Source organism: Pseudoalteromonas rubra (genome assembly GCF_005887115.1).
GTDB classification, from domain to species: Bacteria; Pseudomonadota; Gammaproteobacteria; order Enterobacterales; family Alteromonadaceae; genus Pseudoalteromonas; species Pseudoalteromonas rubra_F.
Window position 1 is genome coordinate 291,530 of record NZ_PNCJ01000017.1, and the last position, 21,763, is coordinate 313,292.

Genomic DNA, 21,763 nt, shown 5'->3' on the forward strand with positions numbered 1-21,763 from the left:
ACTAATTTTTCATTTTCATGACTTACACTATAAGATAAGCCTAAACAGGAGTTTTACGAGGTTGTTGAGGTAATAAGTGTCCCATAATTATGACTTTTTAGTTCGATTTTCCAGCATTTTTACGCTCGCAATGGCGGCATTAATGATCACAGCGAAGGCCTGGGCCTGGCTGGCGTCTGGCAGCGCGGCTATGTTGGGGTCGCTGACGGATTCCTTACTGGATGTCAGTGCTTCTATGATGAGTTTTTTGGTGCTCAGTTATGCGCTCCGCCCTGCAGATGACGATCATCGTTTTGGTCATGGTAAAGCGGAAGCCCTGGCAGGCCTTGGTCAGGCTGCATTTATCGCAGGCTCTGCGTGTTTACTCACTTTCCATGGTATTGAACGCCTGTTTAATCCGGTTGCAATTCAGCATAGCCTGTTGGGGGTGTGGGTTAGCCTGTTTGCTGTGGGGTGCACATTGGCTGTTGTCATTGTGCAGCATCATGTGGTTAAGCGAACCCAGTCAATTGCGATAAAAGCAGACTCTTTGCATTATAAAGGGGACATTCTACTTAACCTGGCAGTGTTGACGGCGTTACTGTTGAGTCATTGGCAGGTAGAGCATGCCGATGCCCTGTTTGCGATAGGTGTTGCTGCTTATCTGCTTTACAATTGTTGGGAAATAGCTCGAGAAAGTGCGGATCACTTGATGGATAAAGAGCTGCCTGACGAAGAAAAAACGGAAATTATCCTGTTAGCGTCCAGTCATGAAGAGGTATATGGGGTGCATGATTTACGCACCCGGCAAAGTGGTAAAGTGAAGTTTGTACAGTTGCATCTTGAGCTGGATGATCATATTCCGTTGGCTCGTGCGCATGAGATCAGCGATGAAGTCGTGGCACATATTAAAGCTGCTTTTGAGTCAGAAATGGATATCCTGATCCATCAGGACCCTGTGTCACTGTCGGTGTCACCAAACTCATCCACAGTGTAATTTGTGACGTTTTTGAGAGATGGCTGATAGCCAAGGAGTTGTTCGGCAAACGTATAAAACTGGTCCAGCACAGCACGTCGTATGGTGTCTGTTTCGCAGAGTAATTCGTGTTTACCTGGATAGGACTGTATCTGACACTGCGATTGACGTTGTGCAAACTGCGCATGCGCTGTTGGGCAGACAATACTGTCATACTCAGCACTGGCGATGCTCAGCGGCAGTGCTATCTGTAACTGCTCGATGTTTCGAGTAAATTGCAGTGCCTGCTGAAGCCAGCGGAAACTGACACCGCCCAGCTGTAATCCCGGGTTATCTCTGTAGAGTTGCCTGAATAATGCGTAACGGTGCTTACACTGAGTTAATTCATTGTCTTCGAAGGCTTTTGGCAAGTAGTCAGCCTGACCAATCGCATAGCACTTCCCCAATCCCAGCAGGCAGGCTGTAGACGCAACGCCATGCGCAAACCAGGCAGGGTAAGGGGCTGTGTTGATCGCAAGCATGGGGGCGCTGAGAAATGCACCTTTAACAGAAGTTGTGAAGCGGGACAAATAATCACATGCAATTGCTCCCCCCATTGAATGTGCCAATATAATTGTGTCACCCTGCCACTGTGAGGTGACCACTTCTTGCATAAATGCATCGAGGCAATCGCCATATTGGGTAAAAGTGTCAATATAGCCAATATGCAAATTGGCAAGGAAGCGCCCGGATAGGCCCTGACCTGGGTGGTCAAAGGTAAAAACGGCGATTTGGTTGCGGGCGAGCTCCCACATTAACTCCTGATATTTATGCGCCGATTCAATACGGCCATTGACCAGAACAACCGCAAATTTTGCCCGGTCCGGAATATGGCTGGCGTAAAAGAGTGGTCCTACCCCACTGGAAAATGTACCTTTTTGGCAGCGTTCCCAGTGCGCCTGGATATGAACCAGATTGTCCGTTAAGTGTGTGCTTTCGCTATAATACATGATTGCCTGTTGGCAGCGTTACGGTAACACGCAGGCCACTGTGGTTGCTAAACTGAATGTGGCCATGATGCACTTTTACAGCGTGCTGCGCAATTGCCAGCCCCAGTCCGAATCCACCGGGTTCAGCTGTACCATCAGGGGTGCGTGCTTGTGAGGCTCTGAAAAAGGGGATACACAGTTTTTCCAGCATAGTGTCACTGACACCAGGGCCATCGTCGCTGATCTTGACAGTGAGTTGATCGTCACTGCGTTGTATCATCAAGCTTACTTGTTTATTGGCGTATTTGATGGCGTTACGCAGGATGTTCTCAAATGCACGGTTGAGTAACGCTGCATCGACTGTCAGGGTGATGTCGGGCAATGGTTGCCATTCAATCTGTTTACCCAGTTGCTGGCCCTCAAATTTGGCATCATCCAGGATAGGTTCTAATAACTCTGTCAGTGAAATTGGATGAGGGGTGAGCACCAGTTGCTGAGATTCGAGTCGGGACAGTTGCAAAATATCACTCAACATGTGCTCAAGTAAGTGTGCCTCTTTTTCAACGCGTTGCAAGTACGGTAGCAAAGGGGCAGGGGCTTTATCACTGGCAATGCCGTTTGCCATCTGTAATCTGGTTAAGGGGGAGCGCAGTTCGTGAGAAATATCAGCCAGTAACCGTTTTTGTTGTGTCACATGAGCCTGCAGGCGGCTCGCCATTTGATCAAAATCTTTACCCAGCTGGCCTAATTCGTCCTGGCGCGAAACGTTAATCCCTGCTCGTGCATCCAGCTTCCCCTGAGCGAGGGAAGCGGCAGCCTGTTGAAGTTGACGCACAGGTTTGAGCAGTCCGCGTGCAAACCAAAGACTAAATGCAAAGCTTGCCAGTATTAATACCAAGAGCTTAGCCCAGTTAGGTAGCATTCGTATCTTAGTCAGAATATGTGGGTCTCGGTGGTCCATCAGCTGAAACAGCTGATATGTTTCTCCATGCAATTGGATATCCAGTGGACCATAGGCCCGATAACGCTCGGTATCAACAACTTGTGGTTGCGCACTGGTGGTAAAATTCAGCAAAGATAAGTCCCACTCCTGAAGTGCCGCATGGCTTAAAACACTGAGCTGTTCATTACTGTGACGTAAGTAAATTTTCGGACCGTGGTTGCGATGACGCCCAGGTAACAAGGTATTCAGTTCCTGCCCTGGCCGGCTCTGTGCACGCCGTTCTATGCTACGCTTCAGGTGGTGTAGGTTTTTCATCATAGCAGGACTGATTTGGCGTGTTTCCAGTATGTCTGGCTGCAACAGACTGATACTCATCAGCATAAACAGCGTAGCAGCAATTGTGCCCCAGAACCATAGGAAAATTTTTACTAGTAAGTACTTCCTCATCTCAAGCCTTAAGAAAAATATAGCCAGAACCTCGTAAGGTTTTGATATAGGTATGTGCACTATGTACGGCGATTTTTTTCCGTACATTACTGACATGCATATCCACAGATCTGTCATAGGGTGCCAGAGGGCGACCCAGCACAGCTTGAGACAAAGTTTGTTTAGTCACGGTCTGACCCGCAGATTTCATAAGCTGGTGGAGCATCTCGTACTCAGTACCTGTCAATGGCAGTGGTATACCCTTAATACTCGCGGTGCGTGAGGATAAATCCAGAGCAAGCTCATGGCATTCGAAACGGGGACTGGTCGTGGTATGAAGTAAATGGGCGACGCGGCGAGTAATGGCTTTGATCCTTGCCAGTAATTCTCTGTGATTGAATGGTTTTGGGATGTAATCATCAGCACCAAGTTCAAGCCCGAAGATCCGGTCAAAATCATCGCCTTTGGCGGTCAACATAATCACGGGCGTCATTTTTCTTGCACGTAATGCTTTGAGCACTTCAAAGCCGTCCAACTGGGGAAGCATCACATCCAGCAGGATGACATCAAACTCCCTGTCTAACGCCATATCCAGTCCCACAGGGCCCGTATGGGCGGTGTCAACATAAAACCCTTCGCCTTGCAGATAGTCTTGCAGAAGCTCACACAGGCCTCTATCGTCGTCTATTATCAGTACTTTCGCACTCATACTGTTACTCAATCACTCTTCTCACGCCTATCTTACCTTACTACTTACTATATAAGTAAGGTGACTGACTTTACATTTCTTTACGCTCTGGGAATGATGTCGAAACGCTGGATGTGTGAGGGCTGCAACAGCTCTTGACAAAACTTTACACAGCCTTGACGTTGCTTTGCTCTGGCGTTGCTAAAGTTGAACCTAACTTAACAGGAGACGCTATTATGAACACACACACCAAGATGAAAATTCGTCACACACTAAAAGCATTATTGCTGGCTTCGGTTATGGCTGGCAGTGGCACGGTTTTAGCTGATACCGATAAGGTTGAGGCGCATGCTCAGGCTAAGCACATGAAACCGATGCAAACAATGGGGCGCATGTTGTTATCAAAACGTGCGATAAAGCATCTGGCACTGACTGAAAGCCAGCAAGCTGAGCTAAAAAGTATTTTCGATGCTCAGAAGGAGCAAGTTAAGTCACTGCGTGGTGACAGAGACAAAGGAGAGCACCACACAGCATTTAAGGCATTGATCGAGGCCGAGCAGTTCGACAAAGCACAGGCACAGGTATTATTGGAGCAATTTCAGCCTCAAAAGCGTGACATGATGCTGATCAGACTGGAAACCCAGCATAAGGTCTATCATATTCTGACCGAAGAGCAGCGTGATAAGCTCAAGGAGTTGCGCCATAAACGGATGGGGAAAAAACACCACCAACATCAGTCATCCTGAACCACTGAACAAAGCCCGAACTATTTATTCGGGCTTTGTGGTTGTATAAGTTAGTCTTTAAAAAAACTATCGTCGTTTTTGGCCAGTAAGGCTTCCAGATCTTCCACCATATCCCGTGCTGCTTCAGGCGATAAATCCGCACTGTTAAGTGGCGTTGAGATTTTATTGTTCTCTTCTGACCACTCTCCTAAATCAATGAGTTGGCAGCGCTTCGAGCAAAAAGGGCGATGTGGGCTTTGCGCCGACCAGACGACGGCGGCCTGGCAGGTAGGACATTTTACAGATACAGGCATAAGCACCTCAGCATAACTATTTTACTCTATTGTACTGTGCAGCTCTCACACAGTCACGGGGGAGCCGGGATTTAGTAGTTGGTTACCCGGTTCACTTCCGCCAGTGAGGTGATCCCATCTGCTGCTTTTTTAAGTCCGGATTGTCTTAGGTTCGCAAAGCCCTGCTTGGCAGCCAGCTCCGCGATTTCCAGAGAGTTTCCGCCATCCATGATAGCATGAGAGATCTCTGGTGTGATTTTCATCACTTCATAAATGCCCACTCGGCCTTTATAGCCATCAGTACAGTGATCGCACCCTTTGGGTGAATAGACCGTCATATTTTTTATCTGCTCCTCGCTAAAACCCTGGCGTTGTAATTCTTCTGCTGGCAGATCTTCTGGTTCCTTGCATTTAGGGCAAAGACGCCGGGCCAGACGCTGTGCAATGATAAGGCTCACTGAGCTTGCCACGTTATAGGCGGGGACACCCATGTTGAGCAGTCGGGTCAGGGTTTCAGAAGCCGAATTGGTGTGTAGAGTACTCATCACCAGGTGACCTGTTTGTGCAGCTTTGATGGCAATCTCGGCGGTTTCCAGATCCCGGATCTCACCAACCATGACAACATCGGGATCCTGACGCAGGAATGCCCGCAGTGCGTTGGCAAAGGTCATATCGGCTTTGGTATTAATTTGAACCTGGTTGATCCCTTCGAGATTGATTTCCACAGGATCTTCCGCGGTGCTGATATTGCGCTCTGGTTTATTAAGTATATTCAGACCAGTATAAAGAGAAACCGTTTTACCCGAACCGGTTGGGCCCGTGACCAGTATCATCCCTTGCGGTTGTTCCAGGGCATTGAGATACATGTCTTTTTGGTCAGCTTCATACCCCAGGGCATCGATCCCCAGTTTTGCTGCGGATGAGTCCAGGATCCGCATTACAATCTTTTCGCCCCACATGGTTGGCAGTGTACTGACACGAAAATCAATACTCTTGCGCTCCGAGATTTTCAGTTTAATACGGCCATCCTGTGGCTTGCGCTTCTCTGCAATATCCAGATGCGACATAACTTTGATACGAGCTGATAAGCGGCTGGATAATGCGTGAGGGGGACTGGCCATTTCATGTAGCAAGCCATCGATACGAAAACGTACCCGATACTTTTTTTCATAGGGTTCAAAGTGGAGATCCGAGGCCCCTTTTTTTATCGCATCCATCAAAATCTTATTGATATAGACAATGATTGGAGCATCATCTTTTTCTTCGTCTGTGTTCTGTGTCTTGGGTTCATCTTCGACATCCAGACTGGCGAATTCCTTAAACTCGTCTTCACTCAGGCTCAGGCTACTATTGTCATCAAAGAGCTGATCGATTTTTTGATCGAGCAGTTTGTAATCTACGACGACAACCTCGCACTGCAAACCTGTGCTGAACTCAAAGTTTTCAAATGCCCCGTAGTCTGTTGGATCTGACGTGGCAATGAAGAGCTTTCTGTCCTTTTTAACCAGCGGCAGCAGGTGGTGCTGGCGGATCAGCTTTTCCTTAACCAGCTCTTTTGGTACCTGAGTAATATCAAAACCGCTCAGATCGAAGTAGGGGACTCTGAAAAGATCCAGGCATTGTTCGGCCATTTCCTGACTACTCATGCCGCTGCACAGACAAATAAGTTCAGCGGTGGAATGGGCATCGGCTTGTTTGGCTTTAACCTGCTCAGCAGTGAGTTTGCCAAGGGTAATAAACTTTCTCAGTAATGGCGAGTGATGTTCCATAATGCTCTTAAGACTTCAACGAGTTACACTAAATGTAGCAAAAATGCATAGATGCGGGTAGAGAATTGATGACGATCCGGGCTATGCCAGAGTCTGTTCAACGCATATCAAGCATGATTTGCCGCAGCCTGTTGTAAAAAGGTTTGATGCAATGCGCTCAGTTGTTTGTGCATTGCTTCGATAGGTTGGTGGTTGTCGAGAATAAAATCGGCCTTGTCGCGTTTATCGGCTCTGCTCATTTGTGCCTCTATGATGCGCTCAACCTGCTGCTGCGGACTATTGTCTCTGTTGCAGGTTCGCGCAATCTGGACTTCGACAGGCACATCGACAAGCAGCGTTTTGTCACAGTATTGTTCAAGCCCGTTTTCAAACAATAAAGGCGCAGACAAAATGACATAGTCGCTCTGGGCGCGGTTTAACTGGGCTAATAATTGCTCCCTGATCATCGGGTGCAATAGGCTATTCAGCCAGAGTTTTTCCTTTTCATCGCTAAAAATGGTATTGCGTAAGGCCTGGCGGTCTAGCGTGCCTTCTGCTGTCAGTATCTGCTCTCCAAAATGCTCAACAATAGCAGCCAACCCGTCGCTACCAGGCTCAACAACTTCTCTTGCGACAATATCTGCATCTACAACGACAATTCCTAACCGGTTAAGAAAATCGGATACCGTTGTTTTACCGGCGCCAATTCCGCCCGTTAAGCCTAAGATCCATTTAGCCATCGTCTTATGCTCCTAATAGTGAAAAGTACCAGCGACTGATCTGTTCACCATATAACAAGGTCAGCCAGCCAGCAATGGCGAGGTAAGGACCAAACGGGATAGGTGTGGCTTTGTCTTTTCCTTGCACGGCAAGCTGAGTGGCGCCGATCACGGCACCTACGACACTGGACAACAACACAATCAGCAATAATGACTGCCATCCCATGAGTGCGCCAAATACCGCCAGCAGTTTAAAATCACCAAACCCCATCCCTTCTTTTCCTGTCAGTAACTTAAAAGCCCAGTAAATACTCCACAGGCTCAAATAGCCGACAGCCGCGCCAATGATAGCTTGGGAAGGCGTGACGGTTATACCAAATACGGCGGCCAGCAGCGCAAACCAGAGTAAGGGGAGGGTCAGTTGATCGGGTAGTAACATATGGTCAATGTCGATAAAAATCAGGGCGATGAGTACCCAAGTCACAAGTAAGTAGACAAGGGCCTGTGGTGTTGCGGAAAAATGCCAGGCCAGCCAGACTGACGCAACCCCTGTGAGTAATTCGATAAGTGGATAACGTTTGGCGATAGGGGTGTCGCAGTATGCGCATTTCCCTTTCAAGAATAACCAGCTGAGTAGGGGGATATTGTGATGAACTTTAATTTTATTCTCACACTTAGGACAGGTGGAGCCCGGCGTCATCAGGTTAAAGCGTGCAGGCTCAGGCTGCTCAGGCTCCTGGGATAAAATCACTCTGCATTCTGCCTGCCAGCCGCGTTGCATCATGATGGGTAAACGATAAATTACGACGTTCAGAAAGCTGCCTATACATAGGCTGGTCAGAGCGACGGTCAGCAACCAAAACCAGGTTTGCTGCTCCATGAGGTGCCAAACTTCTTGCATAATAGAGTCTTTTTTATTGTTAAATGACGGTGCCGAGCTGGAATATAGGCAAATACATAGCAACAATCAAGCCGCCAACCAGTACGCCCAGGATCACCATGATCATAGGTTCAAGCAGTGATGATAACCCATCGACGGCGTCATCTACTTCCTGCTCATAAATACTTGCGACTTTTGCCAGCATGCTGTCAAGTGCACCGGACTCTTCACCAATGGCCACCATCTGTACGACCATGTCGGGAAAAATTCTGGAGTTGCGCATTGCCCAGTTCATCTGATTACCCGAGCTGACTTCGCCTTTGATGTCTAAAATAGCGTTCTTATAGATAATGTTGCCGGATGCACCTGCGGCAGATTCCAACGCATTTACCAGGGGAACACCTGCGGCAAAGGTGGTAGACAAGGTTCTGGCATAGCGAGCAACCGCTGCTTTTTTCAGGATCTCACCAATTGCCGGGATCTGCAGCACCATGCGGTCGTTAAAGTGGCGCACAGCGGCACTGCGTTGTAGTGCTTCTTTATAGGCGTAACCACTTCCGCCCAGCCCGATGAGGAACAGCCACCAGTATTCCTGCATAAACTCAGAAATACCTAACACCATCAGGGTAAAGCCGGGTAATTCAGCCCCAAAGCCGGTAAAAATTTCTTCAAACTGAGGCACAACAAAAATCAATAAAATGGAGGTCACGATCAGGGCAACTGACAACACCGCTATGGGGTAAAACATGGCTTTCTTGATCTTTGATTTCAGTGCTTCAGCTTTTTCTTTGTACAACGCCACCCGGTCGAAAATACGATCTAATGCACCGGACTGTTCGCCCGATTCAACCAGGTCACAATATAATTCATCAAAATACTTTGGGTGGCTGCGCAGCGATTTTGCCAGCGGCTGACCTGCTTTGACTTCGTCTGCAATATGGGTGATCAGCTTACTGACACTTTTATTTTTCGCCCCGGACGCAATCATATCTAGTGCCTGTACCAAAGCCACACCTGCGGTCAGCATAGTTGCAATTTGTCGTGTGACAACAGCAATGTCTTTCGGGGTGATTTTTTGGGTACTGCTCAAACCAAACAAAGGCTTTGGTTTGCGTTTAACTTTAGAGGGGGTGATACCCTGTTTGCGAAGTTGCGCTTTTACTAGCGCTACACTGGTTCCGGTGAGTTCGCCCTGCAGGCGTTTGCCACGGGCGCTGACGCCGACCCAGATAAAGGTATCGACCTTGGCAGAATTTTTGTCGGGTTGATTCATATGCGATGAGTCTGCAAGAGGGAGAGCCCCTCTTGCATAATTGAGCGCTAACTATTAGTTAGTCGTACAGCTTGCAGGTAACCAGCTCGCTTGTGCGTTACCAGTTACTGTGCCGTTACATTGCCAGCTGGCAATCTGGAAACCAGCGGTGAAGTCACCGGCTTCTGCAGCTTCACTATCCGCGCCATTAATTGGCGTTAGTGTCACAACCAGACCTGCCATGTCAGACTGACCCGTGATAGTAATTAGGCCCGCAGCGCTTACTGTCAGAGCTGATACAAACTGAGTGCCGTCGAAGTCGTCGTCACATACAGCTGGGTTACCACCGATTTGAGCGGTTTCTGTTGCACAGGCTTTAGGCATCGTTGATGCGGCTAACAGCTCAGATGCTTTAGAGCGGTTGATGTAATCCTGATATGCCGGCAGTGCAACGGCAGCAAGAATACCAATGATTGCAATTACAATCATTAATTCGATAAGGGTAAAACCACCCTGTTGTCTTTGCGTCATGATGTGTCTCCTAAGGGATGTTAGACCCGATGCCAGCAACCACTCACACCAGGGGTTTATTAAATCTGTGCTCTCAGAGTTTAGACCCAGTATAGGTCGTTCTTCTTATCGCCAATTTGTTGTAAATCAAAGTAGATTGTCATTACTTTGGCCTAGTCAATGATAATGAATAGTCCTTTATAGTCTACTACATTACTATGACAGTTTAGGTCTTTTTTCTGTTCGCCTGCTATCATCCGTGGTGTCTACACCTTTATATAACAGCTGTTAATAGGGTGCACTGGCAGTAAATCAAGAACATGAATAATTTATATGCTAATTATTTGTTCGTATTAAAAAGAGTTTTCTTGACCTTGTCAACGAGCCGGCTCTGTATTTTATTACAAAGCCGTTACACCTGTTACTCAAAGCGCATAGATAAGTCTATACTCTGGAGGTGTTTCGTCAATGCACCGCTGGAAATGTAGTCAACTCCCGCTTGCGCATACGTCGCCAGTTTATCTAAGGTCATGTTACCCGACACCTCCAGCTTAGCTCTACCCGCAGTATGTTTAACGGCAATTTGAATGTCTTCAACGGTAAAGTTATCAAGCATGATGATATCGGCACCAGCTTCAAGCGCTTGCTGCAGCTCATTCAGGTTCTCTACTTCGACCTCTACCGGTTTGTCCGGATGGTTATGTCTGGCTTGTGTAACTGCTTTGTCAATTCCGCCACAGGCGGCAATGTGGTTTTCTTTGATCAGGAAAGCGTCAAACAGCCCGATACGATGGTTTTTGCCGCCACCGCAAGTAACAGCATATTTTTGCAAAGCGCGCAGGCCCGGTATGGTTTTACGAGTATCCAGCAGCTGCGTATTCGTGTCAGCCAATGCTGCAACATAGTGTGCTGTAGATGTGGCTGTACCAGAGAGAGTCTGAACAAAATTCAGTGCGGTACGTTCCGCTGTAAGAATAGCGCGTGCGCTGCCTGTAGCTTCAAAAATACGCTGATTTGGCTGCAGCTTGTCTCCGTCAGTGACGAGTACATTTACCTGAACACTGGGATCGACTTGTTTGAACACCTCAAGGATCAGGTCTTTGCCGCAAAAAATGCACTCTTCACGTGTGATCACGTAAGCTTGTGCTTGCTGTGAGGCTGGGATCAGGGCTGCGGTAATATCGCCATCAGCGGCGTTTTGGTTATTCAGGTCTTCATCAAGTGCCAGCTTAACTAGCTGGGTGAGCTGTTCATTTAACATGGGTTATCTTGGCTTTGTGATTCAATAACCTAATTCTACTGCGTTAAGTCAGTTAATGACAACGTCGTTTAACTGGGTCAGAGTGGCTTGGCTTTCTGCTGGACTTGTTTGGGTGTCAAAATAACATAGTGAAAGCATGGCAAACTTGCTAAGGTAATAACAATATTAATTGGCTAAGTGATTCTATTCATGCAGTTAAATTGGCTTGATGGTGTATTTCAACGGCACTCGCCACATTACAATGAGCGTCCGGCAGAATGTCAGCCCTCGTTACTGGTGATCCATTGCATTTCATTGCCCGAAGGTGAGTATGGTGGTGATTACATAGACAATTTATTTATGGGGACGCTGGATTGTCAGGCACACCCTAGTTTTGAGTCATTGCGCGGGGTCAGGGTGTCGGCACATTGCTTGATCCGTCGTGATGGTACTGTGGTTCAGTATGTCCCGTTTGATAAACGGGCCTGGCATGCAGGTGTATCAGAGTTTGCGGGGCAAGCGAACTGTAATGACTTTAGCATAGGTATTGAACTGGAAGGTACCGACAGGTCAGCCTATACCGAGGCGCAGTATCTGGCGTTGGCTAATCTCACCGTGTGGTTGCAACAGAGGCTCCCAAAGCTGACTAAAGAGCGTATTGTGGGTCACAGTGATATTGCGCCAGGCAGAAAGAGCGATCCCGGAGTCGCGTTTAATTGGGATAAATATTTTGCTTTGATAACAAAAGAGTAGCGGACATGATGTTAATTTCTATCATAATTGCTTTAGTGATCGAGCGTTTAGGCGCTCGCTCAGAACATTGGCAGATTGACTTCTATATAGGGAAGTATCTGGCTTGGAGTAAAAAGCAGCTTAGTAACAAGGGAATCTTGGGTTCTGATCTTGGTGTCATGATCTGGTTTGTTGTGCCTACTGTGCTGACTGCTTTGGTACTTCATTTCTCTGATTTTGTGTTATTCCAGTTAGTGTTAAATGTGCTCATACTGTTAGTTTGCTTTGGGTGCGGTCGTTATCGCAAGCTGTACAAAGGTTACCTCAACGCATTGACTCGAGGTGATTCCGAGGCGGTGACACTGTATGCATTACAAATGGGGCAAGAGCGCACGGAAACTGAGCGCAATGGCGAAACGTTTGGACAAACCTTAGTATGGATTAACTTTCAGCACTACTGCGCGGTAATGTTCTGGTTTGTTGTATTGGGTGCGCCTGGTGCGGTGTTATATTCGACAGCGCGTTCTTTGGTCAGTACGCTGACTGAGCGTCAGGAAGAAGACATGCCCGTTCAGGTGGCGCTAGTTCGCAGTACATTGGGTGCACACACGCAACGCTTCTCCAAATTACTCTTCTGGCTTGACTGGTTGCCTGCCAGAGTTGCCAGTTTTGGTTATCTGATTATAGGTAACTTTACACAGGGGACTGGGTGTTGGCTAAAATATTTGCTCGATTTTGAGACGCCAAACCGACGCGTGGTGAGTGATATTGCATTGGCTGCTGAACAGATAGAGCAACAGTTTTTTGGTTGCACTTACGAAGCGACCTGTATGATGCGTCTGGTTAAACGCAACATCCTTTTCTTTTTGGTACTTACTGCCTTACTGACCCTGTTTGGTGGCCTGAGCTAGGCATACGAAGCACAGTACCTGACAGAGTGTCTCTGTCAGGTGCCTGGCTGAGTTGATAACCAGGCTTTCTTGCGCTCTGACATAATATCCAGCTGGTTTTGATCCACATCCAGAGTCGGTAGGATCTGCTCTGTAACATCTATCAGATCACAGACTCCGGCGACATTCCACAGTGCCTCTTCGAGTCCCTTTGCTTTGTGTATGGCATAATGACTGACATACCTTAGTTCGTTGGCCAGATAGTCCATGTCAGGTCGCCCTGTTTTGGATATATACAAATGAAACACAAACAGTAACTCTTTTTTCAATGCACGCTTGATGAACAGGAACAAAGGTTCGAATGATTCTCCCGCGACAACACATTGGCTTTTCAGCGCGTCTTTCAGTTCAGTGGCTTGCGGATCAAAACGTAAGAATACGGTGTATTGCAGAGGCTTATCCTGACGTGATTGCTTGCGTAGTCGCTCACTAAGATATTCACCAATGAAGTCACTGGGTAACAGGCCATGAGCCTGGACATATTCCTGATGGTTATGGTTGATCACCTCAGAGAGTAAAATCGTATGGAGTGCTGTAGGGTAGAGGCCTTGGCCTATTGCGCCAATCCGAAAATGAGCCGCTGCTTTGTGCAAGTACAGGGGGAACTGGCAAATACTCTTGGTGACCATATTACGCAGTGCATGGGACAGTCCGGGGATCCTTGGTGCTTCTTCGCAGGGTTGAAGCTTATTTTTATTGCTTTCAATCAGGATCTTGAAAAATGTAATGGCTGTGTGCTGCACATTGCTGAGAATGTTCACCTTGAGGTTAATAATGGTTTTTGCTTTATTGACAGCCATTACCTCATACCTGAGTTTCGTCAGGTTATGTTGCTTGGTGATTTTCTGCAGCTCAGGTAGGTCGAGGTGCACAATATCCCCTTTCTGTAGCGTCGTGGCCTCTTCCAGTGCCACCTGTAAGCCCATTACGGAAAAGTCTCGGGTGTGACCATTTAAAGCTTGTCCGTCGTCTTGTACAACGGTGGCTGCGGTTTTGTATAAATAGCGTTTGTGAGAGCGCAGGTTGACATACTCCAGGGCCACAACTTCGAGTGGCGGAGGGACCTTTGCTTTGCCGTGACCAAACTGCTTGATTAGGTTGACCTGCTCTTTGGGGTATTGCAATGCCTGATAATAAGCCGTTTGCTGCTCAGTGGTAATATCGCTGAGGGTCATCAGGTACTTGACGTTTTCTATCAGTCCCTGCACGCGAGGCGTGGGGCGCTTATTGAGCTTTTCCACATTCTTTCCCGCACTGGATGGCAGGGACAAAGGAATAAAGGCATCCTCATGATGACTTGGCATAAGCTGCACTTTAAAGATCCGCCAGCTGTCTTTTTGACTGCCAAAGCCCATAAACAAATCATGCAATTCCGCAGATTTTTTCAGTTCCCAGTCAAAGGCAGAGTAAAAGTAGATTTTACCGTTTTTACCATGAGTGAAGGTGTAGCAGAAAGCTTCTTTCACGGGTTCCGGACGCTGCAGCAACATATCCAGACGTTGCTGATTAAACACGCTATAAAGGGAAGACGTTTTGCGCTCATCCTCAAAATAGTAGTTGATGTGTGCATTGTTTTCATTGGTCAGGACCAGGCTCGGGTAGAGCATAGTGTTGGCCTGGCTGAAAAATACAAACAGGGAATTGACGCGCGGCAGGTAATATTGTTCATACCCCTTACACACGACGGCATCCATTGTATTATCCAGGTTGATTTTATAACGTCGTTTGTTGCCATGGATAAAGCTTTGCAGGAAGTCGTCAAAGCCGCTGTTGTTCTCCACAAACGTACGTTTGAGGCGAACATGATTATACTCATTGGATACTGGCTCAACGGCGACGACTTCATACTGGATCCCGCTTTTCAGGCCCAGCTCAAAATCTTGCTCCAACCCGACCAGTCTTAGCGACACCAGATCGCCTTTATGCAGGTGATAGTTTGGTGCCAATTTGATCTTGGCACCGCTGAGCGATATGTCCGAGGTACTGGCATTGGCGAGCCGTTGATTACCAAACTCGACGGTGATCTTGATTGAATAGTTCATCCGTTCTTCGATGCGACTTTCATAAGAAGCAAAGCGGATATAATGAGTTGCCTGAGAGACGTCCAGTCCGGTGACATCTTCATCTTGCTGCTGGGCTGCCTGTTTCTGCATCACCTTAAAATTATTGTCGGTGTTCATGACCGCTTCGTATACGGCTAAGGTGTAGCCGCCATAACGGGCGACTTCCTGTTCGAACACTCGAATCGCAACATCGTCCATAAAATGTTGCTTACCTTCGTATTCATAGGGTTTAACTTGACCTGAAACCTGACCGCGCAGGTCAATAAAACGGGCAACAGGTTGTGACAGCCTGGTCATTTCCATTTTCAGCAAGAACTGATCCGGCTTACTGAGTTGCGCCGTTTTTTGCTTGAAGATAAAGTCAAAATTAGGATCGCCGAGATCAATCTTTAATTCATCTATTAAGTCTTGGTATTGTTGTAATTTATCTTCAGCCATAGGTACACATTTTAAATCAGCAGATCTTACCCGGTTATTGTTTTAGCCTTTGCCAAATTTATGTCAGTATTAACGCTTACTGTTGAACTAAGCTTAATTGAGTTTTAATTTAAGCAATAACTATGCCTTGATTTTTATGGGAAAAAAGAAAACCGCATTTGTCTGTAGTGATTGTGGAGCGGAATTTGCTCGATGGCAAGGGCAATGTTCTGAATGTAAAGCCTGGAATACGATTACTGAGTTCAGAGTCCCTTCTGTAAAAGCGGCGCCACGGGCCGGAACTATGGCTGGGTATGCCGGTGTCGTCGAAGCTAAAGTTCAGACGCTGGATGAAGTTAATCTCGAATCTTTGCCAAGATTTACTACTGGATTCAAAGAGTTTGACCGTGTGCTCGGTGGTGGGGTGGTGCCTGGCAGCGCCATTTTGATTGGTGGAGAACCCGGTGCCGGTAAGAGTACTTTGCTGTTGCAGACCATGTGTTTGCTTGCCGAGACTATGTCTACCCTATATGTAACGGGTGAAGAGTCTTTGCAGCAGGTTGCGATGCGGGCCAAACGCCTTAGCCTGCCAACCAACAAACTACGTACCCTGGCTGAAACAAACGTTGAGAGCATTTGCCAGCTGGCATTGCGTGAAAAGCCGGCCATCATGGTCATTGACTCCATTCAGGTGATGCACATGAGTGATGTGCAGTCCGCACCGGGCAGTGTTTCTCAGGTGCGAGAAAGCGCCGCTTACCTGACCCGTTTTGCCAAGCAAAACCAGGTTGCCATTATTATGGTCGGCCATGTGACCAAAGATGGATCTCTGGCTGGACCTAAAGTGCTGGAACATTGTATCGACTGCTCCATTTTGCTTGAAGGCAGTAGCGACAGTCGTTTCAGAACTTTGCGTGGTAACAAGAATCGATTCGGTGCTGTAAATGAGCTTGGGGTCTTTGCAATGACAGGTCAGGGGTTAAAAGAAGTCAGTAACCCGTCTGCTATTTTCCTCAATCGCGGAGAAGAGCAAACTCCAGGTTCTCTGGTGATGGTGATCTGGGAAGGTACTCGGCCATTGCTGGTGGAAGTGCAGGCGCTGGTGGATTACTCCCAACTGGCCAATCCGCGACGCGTGACGGTCGGCCTGGAGCAAAATCGATTGGCAATGCTCTTAGCCGTACTGCATCGTCACGGTGGTTTGCAGGTAGCGGATCAGGATGTGTTTGTGAACGTGGTGGGCGGGGTTAAGGTGTCTGAAACCAGTGCTGACCTGGCATCAATAGCGGCGTTGGTGTCCAGCTTTAAAAATCATGCGCTGGAGCGCCAGATGGTGGTGTTCGGCGAAGTTGGCCTTGGTGGAGAGATCCGCCCGGTACCCAGTGGCCAGGAAAGGCTGCGCGAAGCCGCGAAACATGGTTTCAAACGTGCTATTGTACCCATCGCAAATAAACCAAAGGACGCCATTGAGGGCATGGAGGTCGTTGCCGTTGCCAGTCTCAGTGATGCACTTGAAGCCTTGTTTTAAAGGAAACTTACAAAAATGAAAAAGTCTACGATCATGCTGGCACTCGGTGGTGCATTGTCAGCGGCTGTTGTTGGTGCACATATTTATGCTAATCAGCAGGCTGAACTCGTTGTCGAACAGCAGATCACACAATTTGCAGAGCAATCTGACATGCTGATCGAGTATCAGGGATCTTCGTACAACCTGTTCACCAATACTGTTAAAGTGCAGTCTCTGGTGGTCAAAGATGCTGCAGAGCAGCAGGCACTGATAAACATTGGTGAATTCAGTTTACAGGGCTACGAAGCAGATAGAATTAGTGATTTTACTGAGGTGAAACTGTCTAATGTAACCTTAAGTCCTGCCATTGCAGCTGAACTCGAACAGCAATCTACCGCTTTGGCCGGTACACACTTCGCACTTACTTCATCTATGCGTTACGACGAACAGACAGGCAACAGCCAGTTTAGATCGGCGGTTGAGGCTGCAGGTGTTGTTGGTCTTGAGTTTAACTTTGACCTTGGTAACAGTGCTGAATTGATGAGTACGTCACTTGAGATGCAGCAACAGGGGTCAGAGATCACTCTGGAGCAGGAGTTGCAAATGCAGAGCAAGCTGCTCTCTGCATTGCAGTCACTTGAGCCGCAAAAGCTGACCTTTGCAATTGACGGACAGCCAAAGCTGGAACTTTTAGTGACCGAGCTACTAACCAGCAAAGGGCTGACTAAGGAACAGTTTCAGCAGATGCTGACAATGCAGCTTGCTCAGGTGCCTGTATCTGATGCCGTCAAACAAGGGATAACAGGGTTTGCCTCCGGGCTAAATACCTTAAAGGTCGATGTGTCAGTGGATGAAGCAATGAACTTTGACGCCTTTTCTCAGCAAGTTCAGATGCTAGCTGCGGATCCGGAGGGGCTCGAAAAATTCTTAAACCTGACAGTGAGTGGTTCCTAGTCTGACTTTCTATCAATAAAAAAGCCACCTGACGGTGGCTTTTTTATTTAGCTGTTTGCTAGCAAATTATACGACTTGGTATTAGTCGTTCAGAGCAAGCATCAGCTCGCGATTACGCTCCAGCTTAGCCAGCATTTGTTGCGCCAGAGGCTTAAACGTTGCCAGCTCTGTAGCTGGAAGTGGCTGTGACTTCGGCAGTTTAACCGTACGTGGGTTGCGATGCACGCCATTCACCAAAAACTCATAGTGAAGGTGCGCACCGGTAACCCGGCCAGTAGCACCGACAGTACCAATTTTCTGGCCCTGCTTGACCTTCTGACCTTGTTTAACGTGACGCTTATGCAAATGCAGGTATTTAGTCACATACTGACTGCCATGCTGAATAAAGACATAATTACCATTCAGACGGTTGTAGCCAGATTTAATGACTTTACCATTACCAGCTGACACCACAGGAGTGCCTGTTCTGGCGGCATAGTCAATCCCGCGATGTGCCGATACACGACCAGTTACCGGATGCAAACGACGCGGGTTGAAATTTGAACTAATATACTTAAAATCAACCGGGGCCCGCAGGAAGGCCTTTTTCATGCTACGCCCTTCAGGGGTGTAAAAGTCACCGTCGGAGTGACGTACCGCGGTATAACGTTCCCCTTGGTTAATGAACTCGGCAGCGATGATTTTGCCTGTACCTATTTCTTCACCATCCACAAAATGTGATTCATAGATCAGAGCAAACTGATCGCCTTTACGAATATCATTGGCGAAGTCGACATCCCAGCCAAAGATATGGGCAAAGTTCATGATCTGGCGTTCAGTCAAGCCTGCGGTAATACCGGCGGTCCAGAAGCTGGATTTGATCTCGCCCCCAGCTGATTTTTCGATCGTTTCTATCTCTTTACTTTCGATCCGTGTGGCGTAGTTACCTTCCTCATTACGACTGACAAGCAGCGTATCTGTTTTCGAGAGTACGTATTTCAGCTGTAATAATTCACCCTGTTCATTACTGGCAAAGCTCAGCACTTCACCTGGGTGGATCTTGGTGAGTTTACGGGTTTCAGCGTTGGTATTGACGAGCTTATGTAGCGTTTGTGCTGAAAAGCCGGCGCGTTTAAAAATCACTGCCAGGCTATCACCGTTGCGTACCTGGTGGTCTTTGAAGTCGTATTGGATAGTTTCCGGTACAACCGGCTCAGCTGTGTCTACAGGCGCTTCGCTCAGTTCAGTGAGCTCAGGTTGTTGCTCACCGACATTGAGTGGCAGCTCATATCTTTTGCCAACTTCGAGCGCGCTTTTGTCGTGATCTCGGGAGGCTGTTGCCTTCTCAGATGGGATGAGTGCAATAGCGACCATTGCTGACAGCAAGCCCAGGATCAGCAACTTGTGTTTTTTTGGGAGTTTGTGCACTGCATGTACCATAACGTGCCTTTTCCGCTGTCAAGAATTATTGCAAATAATAGTGCAGCATATACGTAATAATGCGCAAATACCAGTCTTTTATACATTTAAACTGCCCCGAATATAAGCTAAAATCGGGCGATTAACTGATTAAATTGTTGGAGTGAGGTTGGCGTGACAACTGTGGACATAGAAACGGCACTGGCAGAGATAAAGCGTGGTGCTGAAGAGATTCTGATTGAAGAAGATTTAAAAGAAAGACTGAAGTCTGGTAAAAAGTTGCGGATCAAAGCCGGATTTGATCCAACAGCGCCAGATCTGCACCTGGGCCATACTGTCCTTATCAACAAGCTAAAAACTTTCCAAGACTTAGGCCACGAGGTCATTTTCCTGATCGGGGATTTCACAGGCATGATTGGTGATCCAACCGGCAAAAATGTCACACGTAAGCCACTGACACGTGACGATGTCCTGGCCAATGCTGAAACCTATAAAGAGCAAGTGTTTAAGATCCTGGATCCAGCTAAAACCACAGTAGCGTTCAATTCCGAATGGATGGAAAAATTAGGCAGTGCGGGCATGATCAAGCTTGCAGCACGTCAAACGGTTGCCCGCATGCTGGAACGTGATGATTTCAAAAAGCGTTACGCTGGCGGTCAGTCAATTGCCATCCATGAATTCCTGTATCCTCTGGTTCAGGGGTGGGACTCTGTAGCGCTTGAAGCAGATGTTGAGCTGGGTGGTACCGATCAGCGTTTTAACCTGTTGATGGGCAGGGAATTGCAAAAAGAAGAAGGTCAGAAGCCGCAGACCGTGCTGATGATGCCGCTGCTTGAAGGTACCGACGGGGTGCAGAAAATGTCCAAGTCTTTGGGCAACTACATTGGTATCACAGATGCACCAAACGATATGTTTGGTAAAGTGATGTCGATCTCTGATGAGCTGATGTGGCGCTACTATGAGTTGCTCAGTGCTAAATCTCTGGAAGAGATTGCTGGTCTGAAAGAAGAAGTGGCTGGTGGTCGCAACCCACGAGACATTAAAATCGAGTTTGCCAAAGAAATGATTGCACGTTTCCACAGTGAAGCGGATGCCGAAGCGGCTCATCAGGACTTTATCAAGCGTTTCCAGAAAAATGCACTGCCAGATGATATTCCTGAAGTGACCATTACTATCGCGGAATCGACAACTTTCATTACCAATGTGTTGAAAGAAGCTGGCCTGGTAGCCAGTACCTCTGAAGCAATGCGGATGATCAAACAAGGCGCGGTTAAGCTTAATGGCGAAGAGAAAGTCACAGACTCTAAACTGAGCGTTGAAAAAGGCTCCACGGCGATTTATCAGGTTGGTAAACGTAAATTCGCCAAAATCAGCGTTGAATAATCCGACGAGCTGATCAAGCGAATACGAACATGAAAAAGGCGAACCTTCAGGTCGCCTTTTTTAATGGGTCAGAATATTAACGGTTAACCAGCATAAACACAGTGCACAGAGGAAAAACCAGCGCATGGTCGCCAGTAATTTCAGCATCAATGCTATGGTCTCGGGTTCAGGTGGGGTATCGCTGCCAATGCGCATATTGTCAAAGCGCTGTTGCTGATAAAAGCGCGGCCCCGCCAGTTGCGTGTTCAGGCTCGCCGAGAATAACGTTAAAATCCAGCCTGAGTTACCGGGTCGATAAAACTGGCCATAATGCCTGAGGTAATGGAGTGTCTTATTGAGGTTTTGTGTCAGCGCCATCATTAGGACTAACACCCGCACGGGTAACCATTCTAATACCGTCAGACATACCTGCAGAGGCTTCATAAATGAGATATCGGGTCGCATCTTGCTGCGCCAAGCCTGATCACAGACTAGCATCAGCTTATAGCTCAGGGCCAGTAAAGGTCCACCAATGAGATAGAAGATAATCACCACATAAAAGTGTCTGATCCCTCGTAGTGCCAGACTATCCAGGCAAGCCTTGCAAATGCCCATGGCAGAAAGTTTATCGACATCTCGTTTGACCATGGCACTTAGTAACTGACGCGCGGCGGCCTTTTGTTGTTGTTTTACTAAGATGGCAATGCGCTTTGCACGGCGCTCATGTTGAATATCAAGACAAAGAAATAGTACTAAGCCACCAAGCCACTGGGGGTAGAAAGATAAATAGCCGAGTGTGGCGAGTAAGATCAACATGGTCAGGATTGGCAGTACAAATGCGAGACTACCGGACAGCAATTGATAACCCACGGCGGCTTTTGGTCGGTAGACTTTCTGTGCGAGATTCGCAAACAGTAAGGTCATGAGCACATTGGGGTGATACAGGCTGGAGGTTCTGAATCCTATTGCACTGAGTGTCGCCAGCAAAAATATTAGCAAGCCCGTATGGGCTTGCAATTGTTCTGTTAACACC

At 47.6% G+C, this 21,763-nt stretch carries 20 protein-coding genes; 7 read left to right on the plus strand and 13 right to left on the minus strand.

What is annotated here, in order from left to right; translation table 11 throughout:
* Nucleotides 1–115: 115 nt before the first annotated feature.
* Complete coding sequence (locus CWB98_RS13445; protein WP_283241206.1) at nucleotides 116–976, plus strand: cation diffusion facilitator family transporter; 861 nt, start codon at nucleotides 116–118, stop codon at nucleotides 974–976.
* On the opposite strand, the gene CWB98_RS13450 is transcribed toward CWB98_RS13445, so the two are convergent.
* The 3 genes from CWB98_RS13450 to CWB98_RS13460 are packed head-to-tail and all read right to left on the minus strand — an operon-like array spanning nucleotide 928 to nucleotide 4,001.
* Nucleotides 928–1,944: an alpha/beta fold hydrolase gene (locus CWB98_RS13450; RefSeq protein WP_138545340.1), complete on the minus strand. Its 1,017-nt coding sequence runs from the start codon at nucleotides 1,942–1,944 to the stop codon at nucleotides 928–930. The two genes, CWB98_RS13445 and CWB98_RS13450, sit on opposite strands and share 49 nt — an antisense overlap.
* A complete protein-coding gene (locus tag CWB98_RS13455; protein WP_138545341.1) occupies nucleotides 1,934–3,313 on the minus strand; it encodes an ATP-binding protein in 1,380 nt (459 codons plus the stop codon). The genes CWB98_RS13450 and CWB98_RS13455 overlap by 11 nt, the downstream gene beginning before the upstream one ends.
* A 1-nt stretch (nucleotide 3,314) precedes the next feature.
* A complete protein-coding gene (locus CWB98_RS13460) occupies nucleotides 3,315–4,001 on the minus strand; it encodes a response regulator transcription factor (protein ID WP_138545342.1) in 687 nt (228 codons plus the stop codon).
* 215 nt (nucleotides 4,002–4,216) lie between these two features.
* On the opposite strand from CWB98_RS13460, the gene CWB98_RS13465 reads away from it, so the two are divergent.
* Nucleotides 4,217–4,726: a Spy/CpxP family protein refolding chaperone gene (locus CWB98_RS13465; protein WP_138545343.1), complete on the plus strand. Its 510-nt coding sequence runs from the start codon at nucleotides 4,217–4,219 to the stop codon at nucleotides 4,724–4,726.
* 50 nt (nucleotides 4,727–4,776) lie between these two features.
* Here the strand turns inward: CWB98_RS13465 and yacG are convergent, their stop codons facing one another.
* From yacG to nadC, 7 genes are all read right to left on the minus strand, one after another.
* Nucleotides 4,777–5,019, minus strand: a complete 243-nt coding sequence (gene yacG / locus CWB98_RS13470; protein ID WP_054014754.1) for a DNA gyrase inhibitor YacG — start codon at nucleotides 5,017–5,019, stop codon at nucleotides 4,777–4,779.
* A 71-nt stretch (nucleotides 5,020–5,090) separates the two neighbouring features.
* Nucleotides 5,091–6,767 (minus strand): type IV-A pilus assembly ATPase PilB, encoded by a 1,677-nt coding sequence (gene pilB / locus CWB98_RS13475; RefSeq protein ID WP_138545344.1) that lies wholly within the window; start codon nucleotides 6,765–6,767, stop codon nucleotides 5,091–5,093.
* 107 nt (nucleotides 6,768–6,874) lie between these two features.
* Nucleotides 6,875–7,486, minus strand: a complete 612-nt coding sequence (coaE, locus tag CWB98_RS13480; protein ID WP_138545345.1) for a dephospho-CoA kinase — start codon at nucleotides 7,484–7,486, stop codon at nucleotides 6,875–6,877.
* 4 nt (nucleotides 7,487–7,490) lie between these two features.
* A complete protein-coding gene (locus tag CWB98_RS13485) occupies nucleotides 7,491–8,366 on the minus strand; it encodes a prepilin peptidase (RefSeq protein ID WP_138545346.1) in 876 nt (291 codons plus the stop codon).
* Between the two features lie 19 nt (nucleotides 8,367–8,385).
* On the minus strand, nucleotides 8,386–9,618 hold the full coding sequence (locus CWB98_RS13490; RefSeq protein WP_138545347.1) for a type II secretion system F family protein: 1,233 nt from the start codon (nucleotides 9,616–9,618) through the stop codon (nucleotides 8,386–8,388).
* Between the two features lie 54 nt (nucleotides 9,619–9,672).
* Nucleotides 9,673–10,128 carry a pilin gene (locus CWB98_RS24605; RefSeq protein WP_138545348.1) on the minus strand — a complete coding sequence of 152 codons (456 nt, stop codon included), beginning with the start codon at nucleotides 10,126–10,128 and terminating at the stop codon, nucleotides 9,673–9,675.
* 400 nt (nucleotides 10,129–10,528) lie between these two features.
* Complete coding sequence (gene nadC, locus CWB98_RS13500; protein ID WP_138545349.1) at nucleotides 10,529–11,368, minus strand: carboxylating nicotinate-nucleotide diphosphorylase; 840 nt, start codon at nucleotides 11,366–11,368, stop codon at nucleotides 10,529–10,531.
* Between the two features lie 189 nt (nucleotides 11,369–11,557).
* Here nadC and ampD point away from each other — a divergent pair, with 189 nt between their 5' ends.
* Both ampD and ampE read left to right on the plus strand, forming a co-directional pair.
* Nucleotides 11,558–12,100: a 1,6-anhydro-N-acetylmuramyl-L-alanine amidase AmpD gene (ampD, locus tag CWB98_RS13505; protein WP_138545350.1), complete on the plus strand. Its 543-nt coding sequence runs from the start codon at nucleotides 11,558–11,560 to the stop codon at nucleotides 12,098–12,100.
* Between the two features lie 5 nt (nucleotides 12,101–12,105).
* Complete coding sequence (gene ampE / locus CWB98_RS13510; RefSeq protein WP_138545351.1) at nucleotides 12,106–12,990, plus strand: beta-lactamase regulator AmpE; 885 nt, start codon at nucleotides 12,106–12,108, stop codon at nucleotides 12,988–12,990.
* Between the two features lie 35 nt (nucleotides 12,991–13,025).
* Here the strand turns inward: ampE and CWB98_RS13515 are convergent, their stop codons facing one another.
* Entirely contained in the window at nucleotides 13,026–15,530 is a 2,505-nt protein-coding gene (locus tag CWB98_RS13515) for a PilZ domain-containing protein (RefSeq protein WP_138545352.1), read from the minus strand.
* A 136-nt stretch (nucleotides 15,531–15,666) separates the two neighbouring features.
* Between CWB98_RS13515 and radA the strand changes: the two genes are divergently transcribed.
* Complete coding sequence (gene radA / locus CWB98_RS13520; RefSeq protein WP_138545353.1) at nucleotides 15,667–17,037, plus strand: DNA repair protein RadA; 1,371 nt, start codon at nucleotides 15,667–15,669, stop codon at nucleotides 17,035–17,037.
* 15 nt (nucleotides 17,038–17,052) lie between these two features.
* Nucleotides 17,053–17,970 carry a hypothetical protein gene (locus tag CWB98_RS13525; protein WP_138545354.1) on the plus strand — a complete coding sequence of 306 codons (918 nt, stop codon included), beginning with the start codon at nucleotides 17,053–17,055 and terminating at the stop codon, nucleotides 17,968–17,970.
* An 81-nt stretch (nucleotides 17,971–18,051) separates the two neighbouring features.
* On the opposite strand, the gene CWB98_RS13530 is transcribed toward CWB98_RS13525, so the two are convergent.
* Complete coding sequence (locus tag CWB98_RS13530; RefSeq protein WP_138545355.1) at nucleotides 18,052–19,389, minus strand: peptidoglycan DD-metalloendopeptidase family protein; 1,338 nt, start codon at nucleotides 19,387–19,389, stop codon at nucleotides 18,052–18,054.
* A gap of 162 nt (nucleotides 19,390–19,551) precedes the next feature.
* Here CWB98_RS13530 and tyrS point away from each other — a divergent pair, with 162 nt between their 5' ends.
* A complete protein-coding gene (gene tyrS / locus CWB98_RS13535) occupies nucleotides 19,552–20,751 on the plus strand; it encodes a tyrosine--tRNA ligase (protein ID WP_138545430.1) in 1,200 nt (399 codons plus the stop codon).
* 60 nt (nucleotides 20,752–20,811) lie between these two features.
* On the opposite strand, the gene CWB98_RS13540 is transcribed toward tyrS, so the two are convergent.
* Nucleotides 20,812–21,762: a cobalamin biosynthesis protein CobD/CbiB gene (locus CWB98_RS13540; RefSeq protein ID WP_249364675.1), complete on the minus strand. Its 951-nt coding sequence runs from the start codon at nucleotides 21,760–21,762 to the stop codon at nucleotides 20,812–20,814.
* Between the last annotated feature and the right edge of the window lies 1 nt (nucleotide 21,763).

What these genes read in the sequence shown, in the direction of transcription:
- CWB98_RS13450 (WP_138545340.1), bottom strand. Translation starts at nt 1,944, where the DNA reads ATGTATTATAGCGAAAGCACACACTTAACGGACAATCTGGTTCATATC.
- CWB98_RS13455 (WP_138545341.1), bottom strand. Translation starts at nt 3,313, where the DNA reads ATGAGGAAGTACTTACTAGTAAAAATTTTCCTATGGTTCTGGGGCACA.
- CWB98_RS13460 (WP_138545342.1), bottom strand. Translation starts at nt 4,001, where the DNA reads ATGAGTGCGAAAGTACTGATAATAGACGACGATAGAGGCCTGTGTGAG.
- CWB98_RS13465 (WP_138545343.1), top strand. Translation starts at nt 4,217, where the DNA reads ATGAACACACACACCAAGATGAAAATTCGTCACACACTAAAAGCATTA.
- yacG (WP_054014754.1), bottom strand. Translation starts at nt 5,019, where the DNA reads ATGCCTGTATCTGTAAAATGTCCTACCTGCCAGGCCGCCGTCGTCTGG.
- pilB (WP_138545344.1), bottom strand. Translation starts at nt 6,767, where the DNA reads ATGGAACATCACTCGCCATTACTGAGAAAGTTTATTACCCTTGGCAAA.
- coaE (WP_138545345.1), bottom strand. Translation starts at nt 7,486, where the DNA reads ATGGCTAAATGGATCTTAGGCTTAACGGGCGGAATTGGCGCCGGTAAA.
- CWB98_RS13485 (WP_138545346.1), bottom strand. Translation starts at nt 8,366, where the DNA reads ATGCAAGAAGTTTGGCACCTCATGGAGCAGCAAACCTGGTTTTGGTTG.
- CWB98_RS13490 (WP_138545347.1), bottom strand. Translation starts at nt 9,618, where the DNA reads ATGAATCAACCCGACAAAAATTCTGCCAAGGTCGATACCTTTATCTGG.
- CWB98_RS24605 (WP_138545348.1), bottom strand. Translation starts at nt 10,128, where the DNA reads ATGACGCAAAGACAACAGGGTGGTTTTACCCTTATCGAATTAATGATT.
- nadC (WP_138545349.1), bottom strand. Translation starts at nt 11,368, where the DNA reads ATGTTAAATGAACAGCTCACCCAGCTAGTTAAGCTGGCACTTGATGAA.
- ampD (WP_138545350.1), top strand. Translation starts at nt 11,558, where the DNA reads ATGCAGTTAAATTGGCTTGATGGTGTATTTCAACGGCACTCGCCACAT.
- ampE (WP_138545351.1), top strand. Translation starts at nt 12,106, where the DNA reads ATGATGTTAATTTCTATCATAATTGCTTTAGTGATCGAGCGTTTAGGC.
- CWB98_RS13515 (WP_138545352.1), bottom strand. Translation starts at nt 15,530, where the DNA reads ATGGCTGAAGATAAATTACAACAATACCAAGACTTAATAGATGAATTA.
- radA (WP_138545353.1), top strand. Translation starts at nt 15,667, where the DNA reads ATGGGAAAAAAGAAAACCGCATTTGTCTGTAGTGATTGTGGAGCGGAA.
- CWB98_RS13525 (WP_138545354.1), top strand. Translation starts at nt 17,053, where the DNA reads ATGAAAAAGTCTACGATCATGCTGGCACTCGGTGGTGCATTGTCAGCG.
- CWB98_RS13530 (WP_138545355.1), bottom strand. Translation starts at nt 19,389, where the DNA reads ATGGTACATGCAGTGCACAAACTCCCAAAAAAACACAAGTTGCTGATC.